Annotated in this window: 10 protein-coding genes; 2 read left to right on the top strand and 8 right to left on the bottom strand. The window is 75.2% G+C overall.

The genetic code is table 11. The features are described 5' to 3' along the window. The first annotated feature begins 45 nt into the window (after nucleotides 1-45). Nucleotides 46-393: a VOC family protein gene (locus ACGFI1_RS09095; RefSeq protein ID WP_138641645.1), complete on the top strand. Its 348-nt coding sequence runs from the start codon at nucleotides 46-48 to the stop codon at nucleotides 391-393. Nucleotides 394-399: 6 nt separating this feature from the next. Here the strand turns inward: ACGFI1_RS09095 and ACGFI1_RS09090 are convergent, their stop codons facing one another. After that, nucleotides 400-1038 carry a maleylpyruvate isomerase N-terminal domain-containing protein gene (locus tag ACGFI1_RS09090; RefSeq protein ID WP_392784256.1) on the bottom strand — a complete coding sequence of 213 codons (639 nt, stop codon included), beginning with the start codon at nucleotides 1036-1038 and terminating at the stop codon, nucleotides 400-402. A gap of 89 nt (nucleotides 1039-1127) precedes the next feature. Here ACGFI1_RS09090 and ACGFI1_RS09085 point away from each other — a divergent pair, with 89 nt between their 5' ends. Beyond that, on the top strand, nucleotides 1128-2735 hold the full coding sequence (locus ACGFI1_RS09085) for an AMP-binding protein (RefSeq protein WP_392784255.1): 1608 nt from the start codon (nucleotides 1128-1130) through the stop codon (nucleotides 2733-2735). Between the two features lie 53 nt (nucleotides 2736-2788). On the opposite strand, the gene ACGFI1_RS09080 is transcribed toward ACGFI1_RS09085, so the two are convergent. The 7 genes from ACGFI1_RS09080 to ACGFI1_RS09050 form a co-directional block, all read right to left on the bottom strand. After that, nucleotides 2789-3094 carry a hypothetical protein gene (locus ACGFI1_RS09080; protein ID WP_089326206.1) on the bottom strand — a complete coding sequence of 102 codons (306 nt, stop codon included), beginning with the start codon at nucleotides 3092-3094 and terminating at the stop codon, nucleotides 2789-2791. Nucleotides 3095-3147: 53 nt separating this feature from the next. Further along, nucleotides 3148-3927: a class I SAM-dependent methyltransferase gene (locus ACGFI1_RS09075; RefSeq protein WP_392784253.1), complete on the bottom strand. Its 780-nt coding sequence runs from the start codon at nucleotides 3925-3927 to the stop codon at nucleotides 3148-3150. A 136-nt stretch (nucleotides 3928-4063) separates the two neighbouring features. After that, nucleotides 4064-7456: an ATP-dependent helicase gene (locus tag ACGFI1_RS09070; RefSeq protein ID WP_392784251.1), complete on the bottom strand. Its 3393-nt coding sequence runs from the start codon at nucleotides 7454-7456 to the stop codon at nucleotides 4064-4066. 30 nt (nucleotides 7457-7486) lie between these two features. After that, complete coding sequence (locus ACGFI1_RS09065; protein WP_392784249.1) at nucleotides 7487-10600, bottom strand: ATP-dependent helicase; 3114 nt, start codon at nucleotides 10598-10600, stop codon at nucleotides 7487-7489. 144 nt (nucleotides 10601-10744) lie between these two features. Beyond that, on the bottom strand, nucleotides 10745-11053 hold the full coding sequence (locus ACGFI1_RS09060; RefSeq protein WP_138641583.1) for an MGMT family protein: 309 nt from the start codon (nucleotides 11051-11053) through the stop codon (nucleotides 10745-10747). After that, nucleotides 11037-12269 (bottom strand): S8 family serine peptidase, encoded by a 1233-nt coding sequence (locus ACGFI1_RS09055; RefSeq protein WP_392784247.1) that lies wholly within the window; start codon nucleotides 12267-12269, stop codon nucleotides 11037-11039. Before ACGFI1_RS09055 ends, ACGFI1_RS09060 begins: the two co-directional genes overlap by 17 nt. Then, nucleotides 12263-13012: a hypothetical protein gene (locus ACGFI1_RS09050; protein ID WP_392784246.1), complete on the bottom strand. Its 750-nt coding sequence runs from the start codon at nucleotides 13010-13012 to the stop codon at nucleotides 12263-12265. The genes ACGFI1_RS09055 and ACGFI1_RS09050 overlap by 7 nt, the downstream gene beginning before the upstream one ends. Nucleotides 13013-13032: the final 20 nt, after the last annotated feature.

Raw genomic sequence — 13032 nt, 5'->3', positions numbered from 1 at the left:
GATGGGGGCTTCCACATCGCCATCACGCTCTGCTTGGAGATATCGATGACCATTCGCCGTGTCGTGCCCAACATCGAGTCCGGGGCCGTGGAGGAGAGCCGGGAGTTCTACGAGCGCCTGGGGTTCGAGGAGGTCATGAACCAGGGGTGGATCGTGACGCTCGCCTCCCCGTCCGTGCCGACGGCGCAGGTCAGCTTCATGACCGGCGACAAGACCGGGCCCGTCGTCCCGGACATCAGCGTCGAGGTGGAGGACGTCGACGCGGTCTACGAGGCCGTGCGCAAGAGCGGCGCGGAGATCGTGCATCCGCTGCAGGACGAGGAGTGGGGCGTGCGCCGGTTCTTCGTCCGCGATCCCAACGGCCGGGTCGTGAACGTGCTGAACCACCGCTGAGGGGCATCAGGCGCGCGGCGCGCCGTACCAGCGCCATGAGGTGAGGCGCGGGCGGCCCGGGAGCTCCCCGCGTCCCGTCGCCCACAGCAGCGTCGGCCACGGGTCGGTGTCGCGCGGCGCGTCGGGGAACAGGCGGCCGAGCGCACGCGAGCACAGGTCGGCGGGCGGCTCCCACGGGAGGCCGAGCCCTTCGGCGAGGTCATGGGTGTGGACGAGCGTCTCCACGATCCCCATGGCGGCGAAGCCCTCGGCGTCCGACGCGCCGTAGACGTGGTGGGCGCGGACGTCCGGGGAGGCGGTGCGCACCATGGCGACCAGCAGGCCGCCGCAGGCGTCGAGCACCCGCAGCAGCCCGTCCGGCCCGGCCTCGCGGTCCGCGTGGACCGCGTTCGCCGGGCCGCCCGGGCGGCGGCTCTCCCAGACGAACGGCACGTCGCCGTCCGCCGGGGCCGCCTGCGGGGCGAGCTGGGCGGCGTAGGCGAACAGGTCGTCGCTCAGGTGCTCGACGGTCTCCCAGCAGGTCCATTCCAGCGACCCCGCCATCGCGTCCCAGGCGTCCGGCGGCGCCTTCCGCAGGACGGAGACCGCGAGCCGGACGGCCAGCTCCACGTCGGCGGCGGTCACGGCATCGTCGGAGATCGTCATGCCCCGACGGTAACCCATGCCGCGCAGCGCTCAATATCTCCGCAAAGGGCGGGTATGGGCGTGGCGGAGGACGAGGGGAAGGAAAGACGTTGCCACTGCTCGACCAGCTGCGGTCAGGGGTGCGGGCGGTCCGCGCCGTGCGGGACACGGGGGTCGTGCGGCCGATCCGGCCGGACCGGGCCGCGCGGCTGCTGTTCCCGTACGTCCGGTTCGGGCCCGTGCCGGCGACGATCGGCGCGATGGCCGCACTGCGGTTCCCCGGCCGGACCGCGCTGATCGACGAGCGCGGCGCGCTCACCTACGCCGAGCTGGAGCGGCACGCCGCGGCGCTGGCCACCGCCCTCGGCGGCCGCATCGGGGACGGGCGCGCCGGCGTCCTGTGCCGCAACCACCGCGGGTTCGTGCAGACGCTCCTCGCGGTCTCGCGGCTGGGCAACGACATCGTGCTGCTCAACACCGACTTCTCCGGCGCGCAGCTCGGGGAGGTCGCGGAGCGCGAGGGGATCGAGCTGCTCGTCCACGACGCGGAGTTCGCCGACGCCGTCGAGGAGTCCGGGTTCGCCGGGCGGCGGCTGCTCGCCTGGACCGGCGGCGACGCGGCCCCGGAGACGGAGACGGAGACGGAGACGCTCGACGCGCTCATCGGCGGCACAGAGCCCGAACCGCTCCTCCCCGACCGCACCGGCGGCGTGATCGTGATGACGTCGGGGACCACCGGCACGCCGAAGGGCGCCCGGCACGACATGTCCCTCGGGGCGCTGCTGCCGGCCGCGCTGACCCACGCCATGCGCGTCCCCGTCCGGGCGGGGGCGCCGATCGTCATCGCGCCGCCGCTGTTCCACATCCTCGGCTTCGCCTACACGGCGGTCGGCCTCGGCATGGGCATGCCGCTCGTCCTGTCGCGCCGGTTCGACGCGCGCGCGACGCTGCGGGCCATCGCCGACCACGAGGCGGAGGCGCTGGTCGCGGTGCCGCTGATGCTCCAGCGCATCCTGGACGTGCCCGACCGGCCGGAGACGCCCACCCTCCGCGCGGTCGTGTCGGGCGGCTCGATGCTCCACCCGCACCTGTCGGAGGCGTTCATGGACGCGTTCGGCGACGTCCTCGTGAACGTCTACGGCGCGACGGAGACGGGCTGGGCCACCATCGCCACACCGGCCGACCTGCGCGCCGCGCCGGGCACCGCCGGGCGGCCGTCGCTCCGGCTGACCGTCCGCATCCTCGGCGAGGACGGCCGGGAGGTCCCGCGCGGCGAGACCGGGGAGGTCTACACCGGCGGCGGCCTGCGGTTCGCCGGCTACACCGGCGGCGGGGGCAAGCCGACGCTGGACGGCCTGACGAGCACCGGCGACCTCGGCCACCTCGACGCGGCCGGGCGGCTGTTCATCGACGGCCGCGCCGACGACATGATCGTGTCCGGTGGGGAGAACGTGTTCCCCGGCGAGGTCGAGGACCTGCTCGGCGGCCGTCCGGACGTCGCGGACGTCGCCGTCACCGGCGTGGACGACGAGGCGTTCGGCCAGCGCCTCGCCGCGTACGTGGTGCGGGCCCCCGGCTCGGAGGTCACCGAGGACGAGCTCAAGGAGCACGTCCGCACGCACCTGGCCAGGTACAAGGTGCCGCGCGACATCCGGTTCGTCCGGGAGCTGCCCCGGACCAGCACGGGGAAGGTCAGGCCGGCGGCGCTGCACGGTTGAGGGCGGCGCCCGGGCCCAAGGCCGCACGGTCCCGGACGCGCCCGGTCACCGGGTCATGCGGCGCCGCGGTTCTTGGCCGCCATGCAGATGCGGGCGAGGTCGTTGAGGGCGTCGGCGCGGCGCTCGTCCAGCGACCGGCGGTCGCCCGGACCCGCCTCGGCGAGGGTGTCGATGACCAGCGAGAACACCGGCCACTCGGCGGGGCCGATGGCGCCCTGGAAGTCGACGCCGTCCGCCAGGTCGTCGAGGTCGAGGTTGCGGGCGAAGGTGGCGAGGGCCGCCTCGGCCGCGACGACGCCGATGCGCATCGCCAGCGCGGCGGGCTCGCGGTCGAGGGACCGCACGGTGGTGGAACCCATGCCCGACAACCTAGAACATATGAGCGAGCGGCGTCGAACATTCGCTCGAATCGTTACCCGGCGATCGCCTGCTGGAAGAGATACGCGTGCGTGAAGTGGAGGACGCCGTCCACAATGCTCGGGCGCATGCCGGTCGCGGGGCCGCCCGCCAGCTCCTCCTCCAGCTCCCGCCTGATCTGGGCGGCGGCCTCGTCCGGGGTCTGGCTGAACTCCAGCCACGGGTCGAGGGGCCGCACGTAGTCGAACCGGTCGGTGCGCTTCACCTCGGCGCCCGCCGCCGCGACCAGCTCGGCGATCCGCGCCTCGGTGAGCGCGGTGCCGTGCGAGGGGTCGCGGAGCCGCTCGATGCGGTCGGGGTCGCCCGCGACGCCCTCCGGCCGGACCAGATCGGCGATGATCAGCGCGGCGCCGGGCCGGCTGACCCGGGCCATCTCCGCCACGACGGCCCCGGGGTCGGCGACCTGGTGCAGCGAGAAACGGGTCATGACCAGCGTGAACGACCGGTCGAGGTACGGCAGCGCGGTCGCGTCGCCGTGCGTGAACGTCACGTTCGTGAGGCCGGCGTGGTCGGCGCCGCGCTTGCCCTCGGCGAGCATCGCGGGCGTGAGGTCGAGGGCCGTGACGTGCCGGACCCGGTGGGCGATCGCGCGGGACACGATGCCGGTGCCGGCCGCGACCTCCAGCACGACGTCCTCGAGGTCGAGTTCCGGCTCCATGAAGCGGACGAGCCGGTCCAGGTGACGGGTGAAGGCGACGTTCAGCCTCGGGTCGGCGAACCCGGCCGCCTGCTTGGAGAACTCCCGTACGACTTTCTCGTCGTGGGTAACCGTCACGTCGCCTCCCTCGGATGGTTGCCCGGATCATCCCCGAAAGCACGCACGGTGACCAGAGGGGAGTGAGACTCATCACGCCGCGCGGGCGGAGAATCACACCGCGCGGCGGAGAATCACACCGCGCGCGGGCCGCGGGTCACGCGGCGGGGACGCCGTCGAGCAGCGCGGCGAGCCCGGCGGCGTCCAGCAGGTCGGCCGGGCGGACGGTGACGTTGGCGGCGACGTAGTGGAACGCCGCGCTGACCGCGGAGACGTCCACCCCGGTCAGCGTCGCCCACGCCAGCCGGTACGCGGCGAGCTGCACCGCCGCGAACCGCGCCTCCTCCCCGGACGGCGGCGAGCCGGTCTTCCAGTCGACGACCTCGTAGCCGCCGCCCGGCGACCGGAACACCGCGTCCATCCGGCCCCGGACGAGCCGGTCGCCGATGATCGTCTCGAACGGCACCTCGATGTCGAGCGGTTCGCGGGACGCCCACTCCGACTGCTCGAACCGCTCCCGCAGCCGCGCGAGCTGCGAGTCGTCGGCGGCGCCCTCGTCGGCGGCGCCGGGCAGCTCGTCGGGGTCGAGGAGGCGCTGCTGCCCCCAGCGGCCCTCCAGCCAGGCGTGGAACGCGGTGCCGCGCCGCGCGTAGGGGGCGGGCGGGCGCGGCATGGGGCGGCGGATCTGCCGGGCGAGCGCCGCCGGGTCGCGCGCCAGCGACACCAGCGACGACACCGACAGGTGCGCGGGCAGCTCGACGAGCAGGCCGTCGCCGGAGCGGCCCCGGTCGCGCTCGGCGAGCAGCAGCTCGACGTCGCGCGCCCACGCGGTCATCCGGGCGCGGTCGGCGTCCGACAGCCCGGCGTCGCCCGCCCAGTGCCGCGTCCGCCCCGCCATCTCGGCCTCGACCATGCGGGCGCCCTCGACGACCGCCTCGTACCGCTCGCGGGCGGTGAGGTCGGACTGGCCGCGCTCACCGGGCGCGACGGGCCACTGCGCCTCCTCCGGGTCGGCGAGCAGCGGGTTGGCGGCGCCCTCCTCCGGCGGGTCGGTCCACACGGCGACGGACCCGGCGCCGGCGACGCAGACGGCGCGCACCTCCTCCAGGAACGGCGACGGGCCGAGCGGCCGCCCCGACGCCCCCCACCAGTAGCCGGTGGTGATGAGCAGGCTGGACGCGCGGGTGACCGCGACGTAGGCGAGCCGCCGCTCCTCGCGCAGGTCGCGTTCGGCGCACGCCTGGTCGAACGCGGCGAGGTCGTCCTTCTCCAGGCCGGTCAGCGCGGGCAGGTCGGCGCGGTCGCCGCGCAGCATGAACGGCAGGACGCGCGGGTTCGCCGTCCAGCGGGTGGCGTTCTGCGGCGGCGACGGGAAGATCGACCCCTTGGCGGGGCCGCCGTTCTTCTGCGCCGTGTACGACAGGCCCGGCACCACGACGACGGGCCACTCCAGGCCCTTGGACGCGTGGACGGTGAGCAGCTTGACGCTGTCGGTCTCCCCCACGCGCCCGGCCTCCAGCCCGAACTCCTCGGTCTCGGCGGCCTTGAGGTAGGCGAGGAACGCGCCGAGCGTCGGGTCCTCGGCGTCGCCGGCGAAGGTGGCGGCGGCGTCGATGAAGGCGTCGAGGTCGGCGCGGGCGGTGACGGGGTCGAGCCCGGACCGCGCGGCGACCTCGATGTCGAGGCCGAGGGCCCGCTCGACCTCGGTGACGAGGTCGGGCAGCGGCAGCCCGACCTGGCTCCGCAGGCCGCGCAGCTCGTCGCGCAGGCGCCGCAGCCGGCCGTACCCCTCCGGCGAGTACGCCTCGGCCGGGCCGAGGTCGTCGAGCGCGTCGACGAGGCTGCCGGTCTCCTGGTTCAGCTCCCCGACGAGCTGGCGGAGCGGGTCGTCGGCGTCGTCCTGCCCGGCGGCGTCGGCACCGTCCTGACCGGCCGCCTCCGGTGCGTCCTCGGCCGGGGGCGGTTCGAGACGCTCGGGCGGGGTGACGTCGCGGGCCGTCTCCTGGGCGAGGGCGCGGGCGCGGCGGCCCAGCGCGACGAGGTCGCGGGGGCCGAGCCGCCAGCGCGGCCCGGTGAGCAGCCGGGCGAGGGACGCGCCGGCGGTCGGGTCGTGCATGACCCGCAGCGTCGCGACGACGTCCTGTACCTCGGGGACGGTGAGCAGCCCGCCGAGCCCGACGACCTCGACGGGGATGCCGCGCGCCTCCAGCGCCCGCCGGATCAGCGGGAACTGCGACCGCTTGCGCGCCAGCACGGCGACGTCGGAGTAGCGCAGCGGCTCGGCCTGCGGGCCGCCGTCGGGCGCGGTCTCGGGGTCGGCGGCCATCAGGCCCGCGATGCGCGCGGCGATGCGGTCGGCCTCGTCCTCGACCGTGGGGAACAGCGCGCACTCGACGCGGCCGCGCCCCTCGCGGCCCGCGCCCGGGACGAGGCGCGGCACGGCCTTCGTCTCGGCGCGCAGCTCCTCCTGAACCTTGGCCGCCGCCTCCAGGATCTGCTCGCCGTTGCGGAACGACCGGCTGAGCTGGACGACCGGCGCCGGCACCGGCCGCCGCCCGTCCGCGCCGGGCTGGGCGGGGAAGTCGTAGGCGAACCGCAGCAGGTTCCCGGCGCTCGCGCCCCGCCACCCGTAGATCGACTGGCACGGGTCGCCGACCGCCGTCACCGAATGGCCGCCCGCGAACAGCGACCGCAGCAGGACGAGCTGCGCCTGGCTGGTGTCCTGGTACTCGTCCAGCAGGACGACGGAGAACCGGGACCGCTCGATCATCCCGACCTCGGGATGCTTGTGGGCGATCCGGGCGGCGAGCGCCATCTGGTCGCCGTGGTCGATGACCTCCCGGTCGGACTTGGCCCGCGCGTAGGCGTCGATGAGCGGCATGAGCTGCTCGCGGACGGCGTGCTTGGCGAGGATGTCGCGCTGCGCCTTCAGCGGCTTCTTCACCACGGCGAGCCGCTCGTCGAGCCAGGCGCCGACCTTGCGGACGTCCTCGGCGGTGCGCAGGTGCTCCGCCAGGTCGCCGGCCAGCTCCATGACGGCCTTGGTGACGGTGTCGGGCTGCCAGTCGATGCGGTCCATGGGGCCGTTGTAGGCGTCGACCACCCGCGAGCAGATCTGCCAGGCGACGGCCGGCGAGATCAGCCGCATGGTGGGTTCGAGGGCCTCGCGCAGGGCGTGGTCGCCGAACAGGCGCGCGGCGTACGAGTGGTACGTCGACACCATCGGCTCGCCGTCGAAGAGGGCCTCGCCGCCGAGCCGTTCGAGCTCGTCGGCGGGCAGCACCTCGCGGAGCTTGTCGAGCCGCTTGCGCACGCGCACGCCGAGCTCGGCGGCGGCCTTGCGGGTGAAGGTCAGCCCGAGGACGCGCTCCGGCCGGACGAAGCCGTTCGCGACCAGCCACACCACCCGCGCGGCCATCGTCTCGCTCTTCCCGGACCCGGCGCCCGCGATCACCGCCATCGGCGCCAGCGGCGCCTCGATCACCCGGGCCTGCTCCTCCGTCGGCTCCGGGATCTCCAGCAGCCGGGCCAGTTCTCCCGGCGTGATCACCTCGCTCCCCCCGAGCTCACTGTGGACCGTTCAGTCCGCGACCTGCCCGCCCTCGTCATGGACGGGGCAGCAGGAGCGTACGGGACAGGTGCGACACTTGTCGTTCGCCCGCGCCTGGAACACCTCGCTCGCCATCCCGGTCGCGACGACCTCGATGAGCTTCTTCGGCCACTCGGGGTCGGCGTCCTCGGCGGGCGGCGGCTGCTCCTGCTCGCGCGCCTTCGCGGTGAACGCGGCCTTGCCGACCTGGACGAGCTTGGCGCCGCCCGGCTCGATCAGCCCGTGCCGCTCGAACGCGCCGAGCATCACCGCGTACTGGTAGACGCCGAGCTGCGGGTGCCGCGCCAGGTCGTCCTTGGGGACGGCGGCGGAGGAGGTCTTGATGTCGATGATGACGGCGCGGCCGTGCTCGTCGCGTTCGGCGCGGTCGATGCGGCCCTTGATGACGACGCGGCCGAGGTCGACCTTGAACGACTCCTCCAGCGCGACGACCTCGTTGGGGTTGTCGCGGTGCCAGGCGAGGAACTTGTCGACCATGGTCGCGGCCTGCTCGCGCTGCTTCTCCGAGTACCAGGAGCTGCGGAACTCCAGGTCGTTCCAGATCTCGTCGAGCCGCTCGGCGACGTGGACCTCGTCGACGCCGTCGTCGGCGCCCGCCATCTCGGCGACGGCGTGGACGACCTTGCCCATCGTGCTGTACTCGTTGGGGCCGCCCTCCTGGGCGCCGACGGCGGAGGCGAGCAGCCAGCGCAGCCCGCAGGTGGTGAACGCCTCCACCTGGGACGGGGAGATGGTGATCTGCTCGTCCTCGCTGAACGCCGGCCCGGGGTCGGACAGCGCGGTGATGGCGTACCAGTTCTCCGGTTTGGCGCCGCGCACGCCCGCGCGCGCGAGGCGGGCCAGGTGCCCGGCTGCGGCGCGCCGCAGCGGTTCGGGACGGGACGGGTCGGCGACCACCGAGCGCAGGTCGGCGACCAGCGCGGACAGTGACAGCCACCGGGTCTTCTCGTCCAGTTGCGATTGCTCGATGGCGCCCGGGAGCAGTTCGTTGAGGAACCGCGACGGACGCTCTTCGGTGTCGTCGCCGCCGACGGCCGTCACCACCAGGCGCTTGCGCGCGCGCGTGACCGCGACGTAGAAGAGCCGACGTTCCTCGTCGAGCATCTTGGCCGCCATGGAGGCGCCCGCCGCGGCGTCGCCTTCAAGCTCCGCCCCTGCGGCGTGCTCGATGAGCTCCTCGACGCCCAGCAGCGACCCGCGCAGGCGGACATCGGGCCAGACGCCCTCCTGGACGCCGGCCACGACCACCACGTCCCACTCCAGCCCCTTGGAGCGGTGCGCGGTGAGGATGCGGACGGCCTCGCCCTGGGGCGCCTGCTCGGCCAGGGTGTCGCCGGCGATCTCCTGGGACGCGATGTTGTCGACGAACAGCTCGGGCCCCGCCTGGGGAAGCCGGTCGACGAACCGCGCCGCGTGGTCGAACAGGGCCACGACCGCGTCCAGGTCGCGGTCGGCGGCGGCGCCGCGCGTGCCGCCCTTGACGCTCTGCTCCAGCAGGACGTCGGCCTGCCCGCTCTCCTGCCAGACGGCCCACAGCACGTCCTCGGCGGTGCCGCCGTCATGGACGGAGCGCCGCGCCACCTCGATCAGGTGCGCGATCCGCTCGGCGGGCGCCCGCACCCTCTCGTGGACGAGGATCAGCTCCCGGGGGTCGTTGACGGCCGCGACGAGGAGCTCCCCCAGCGGGCGGTCACCGCCCGACAGCTCCTCCAGGTCGCGCAGCGCGCGCTTGAGCCGCCGCATGGCGAGCGCGTCGGCCCCCCCAAGCGGCCCCGTCAGCAGGTCTTCGGCGACCTCCTCGTCCAGGAAGCCCTTCTTCAGCGCGGCCCGCAGCAGCACCAGGAACGGACGGACGGCGGGCTCGGCGATCAGCGGCACCTCGTCGCCCGCGACGACCACCGGCACCCCGGCCTGGGCGAGCGCCCGCCGGAGCACCGGAACCTGCCGCACCGCGCTGCGCACCAGCACGGCCATCCGCGACCACGGCACGCCGTCGAGCAGGTGGGCGCGGCGCAGCTCGTCGGCCACCAGCGCCGACTCCTGGCTCTCGGAGTCGGCGATGACGGCGCGCACCTCGCCGTCGTCCAGCTCCTCCACCGGATTCAGCGCGCGGTGCTCGGCGGCGCCGGCCGACCCGGCGGGCAGGCGGCGCGCGATGCGGCGCGACGCGGCGAGGATCTCCGGGCCCATGCGGCGGCACGTCCGCAGCGCCACCACGGGCGCGGGCTCGCCGTCCAGGGTCGGGAAGCGGGTGGGGAACTCCTGGATGCCCCGCACGTCGGCGCCGCGGAACCCGTAGATCGACTGGTCGGGGTCGCCCACCACGACGAGGTCGCGCCCCTCCCCGGCGAGATAGTGCAGGAGCGCCTCCTGCGCGGGGTCGGTGTCCTGGTACTCGTCCACGAACACCACGTCGTAGGCGTCCCGCTCCCGGATCCGCACCTCCTCGTCGGCGAGCATGCCCGCGGCCATGTGGATGAGCTCGCCGTAGTCGTAGGTGGGGACGGGGTCGAGGAGGAACCGGTCGACGTACCGCTCCATGAACCCGCCGATGGCGGGCCAGTCGTCGCGCCCGCGCATGCGCCCCAGGGCGACCAGGTCTTCGGCGGCGTACTGGCGCTCAACGGCCCGCAAGGTGAAGTCACGCAGCTCTTCGGCGAACCCACGCGTCGCCAAGGCGGCCCTCAGGCGCTCCGGCCAGTCGCGGGCGCCGTCCGCCAGCTCGCCCTCCAGCAACCGGCGCACTTCCAAGAGCTGCTCCGGGCCGGACAGCAGCCGCGGGGCGGGCTCCTCGTTCAGCACGGCGTCGCGCCTGAGCAGCGCGTAGGCGTAGCTGTGGAAGGTGAGCGCGAGCGGGGTGCGGGTCGTCCGGTGCAGGCGGCCGGTGATGCGCTCCCGCAGCTCCCCCGCCGCCTTGCGGCTGAACGTCAGGACGAGCACGCGCTCCGGATCGACGCCCCGGTTCTCGATGCGGTCGACGACCGCCTCGACGATCGTCGTCGTCTTGCCGGTGCCCGGCCCCGCCAGCACCAGCAGCGGCCCGCCGGCGTGCTCGACGACCCGCCGCTGCTGCTCGTCGAGCACAGGCGGGACGGTCCGCGCGGGACCGGCGCGGCGCACGAGACGGTAGGAACCAGAGGGCACAACAGTTCATTGGAACAGATCACCGGGACGGTTCTGACCACAACGCACGCATGTCGCCAGGGAGAAAAACCACACCCGGCCGGCTCAGGACGGACCCGACCACCGCGCCCGCCTCATGTCGACCCGCACGCCGTCCGGGCGGAGCGGCGTCCCCTCCGCGCGGTAGTGCTCGTGGGCGCGGCGCTCGTGGCTCCGCGGCGGGCTGCCGTCGGCGCGGATCACCCGCCACCACGGGACGCCGCCCCCGTACAGCGACATGACCCGGCCGACCTGCCGCGGCCCGCCGCGCCCGACCAGCTCGGCGATGTCGCCGTAGGACAGGACGCGGCCCGGCGGGATGCTCTCGACCGCGTCCAGCACCGCCTCGGCGTACTCGTCAGGTTCGAACGGCATCCGGCGATTCTCCCGGATCGCGCGGCGCCCCGCGCGCGAACACCGCCGCGCCCGCCAGGCCGAACAGGGCCACCGCGCAGACCAGCACGTAGGCGAGGACGAGCCCGCCCGAGCGGTGCACCGCCCGGACCGGCCGGACGGGCCCGTCCGCGAACCGCCGGTCCGCCGGCAGCCCGGCGCCGCTCATCCGGGCGCCCGCGAGCCCGTCGGAGGCGGCGAGCGCGGCGGCGGCGTCCACCGTCCCGAAGCCGACGCCCCGGTCGTAGCCGCGCGCGGGCCGGTTCCGGGTGCTCGCCGCGGTCGCCTGCGTGACCAGCGCCGGCGCGAGGCCGGGATGCCGCGACCTGATGAGCGCGGCGATGCCGGACACGAACGCGGTCGCGGGGCTCGTGCCGTCCCCGATCCAGTACCGCCCGTCCGGGCCGGCGCCGATGACCTGCACGCCGGGCGCGGACACGACCACGCCGGAGTTGCGGTTGGAGAACCCGGCGTGCCGGCCCCGCGCGTCCACGGCCGCGACGGAGATCACACCGGGAAACGACGCCGGGTAGAAGTACTTGGAGGAGGCGCGCCCCTTCCCCTTCACGCCGCCGGGGCTGCCCTCGGCGTTGTTGTTCCCGGCCGCGGCGACCACCACGACGTTGCGGCGGATCGCGTAGGCGACGGCGTCGCGCTCGCGCGCCGTCGGATAGGAGCGGCCCAGCGACAGGTTGATCACGTCGGCGCCGTGGTCGACCGCGTACCGGATGCCGTCCGCGATCGTCCCGGCGAAGCGCTCGGCGCCGGTGAACTCGGCGAACCCCGGCTCGTCCCGCTCCAGGATGACCCGCACCGACAGCAGCCGCGCCTCGGGCGCGACGCCGATCATCCCCAGCGCGCCGCCGGGTCCGTGCCCGTGCCCGGCGATGATGGACGCCATGTTGGTGCCGTGCAGCCGCTTCGGCCGCGCCCCCGCCGGCCCGGCGCCGCGGGTGAGGTCGGGGCCCACGGTGACCGACCCCGCCAGGTCGGCCTGGTCGGCGTCCACCCCCGAGTCGAGGACGGCGACGGTCACGCCGCGCCCCTTCGCCATCGTCCACGCCCGCGGCACGTTCAGCGACTCCAGGACGGGCGTCGCGGCGTCCCGCACCTGATCGGCGCGGGCGGGAGGGGCGAGGAGGGTGAGGACGGCGAGGAGCGCGGCGGCGGCCTGCACGGCGGCGAGGCGCCTCAGCATCGCCACTCCCGGTCGCCGCAGCGGACCTCCGCCGGCGTGGCCAGCGGCGCGAGCACGGCGCGCGCCAGCTGCGGCGCCAGCTCGGCGAAGTCGGCGAGCGGGCCGCGCAGCGCGGGCCGGCCGTCGGCGTACCCGGCGGTCGCGGCGACCACGTACGGGCCGCGCTGCGCGGCGGCGGACGCCTGCCGGGCCGCGTCGCCGAACCGGGCCGCGACCGACCCCTCGAACGGCAGCGCCCGCAGGCCGGGGCGGGGCGCGCGGTCCGGGAACCACTCGGCCGCCTCGCGCGCGGACCGCTCGTCCGGGAACACCGCCACCCCGACCGTCACCGCGAGCCCCTGCGTCTGGTCGAGGTAGGTGGCGCGGAGCACGGCGCGGCAGCCGCGGACGACGAGGGAGCGGGCGAGCGCGTCGTCGGCGGCCGGCGCGCAGCGGGTGTCGGTGCCGATCCCCACCCGGCTGGCCGTCGCCGGGGACGACTGGCCGAGCGTGTACGGGATCCCGGCGGGGAAGATCCGCCCGGCCGGCCACGCGCGGTACCGGCCGGCCACCTCGGCGGCCGCGGCGGCGGCGCGCTCGGCGGGCGTCGGGCCGCGGGTCAGCTCCGCCGACAGCCGCACCGCGGCGACGACGAGGACGGTCGCGCACGCGGACGCGGCGACCAGCGCCGCCGTCCGGCGCGACACCCGCCACCGTCCCGGTTCCGGCTCGGTGCCCGGGGCGGAGATCTCAGCGCGCGACACGCAGCGGAGCGTAGCCCAAC

This window comes from Actinomadura geliboluensis (assembly GCF_043197915.1).
Classification (GTDB): Bacteria; Actinomycetota; Actinomycetes; order Streptosporangiales; family Streptosporangiaceae; genus Spirillospora; species Spirillospora geliboluensis.
This window is presented reverse-complemented; position numbering and strand designations above follow the sequence as displayed.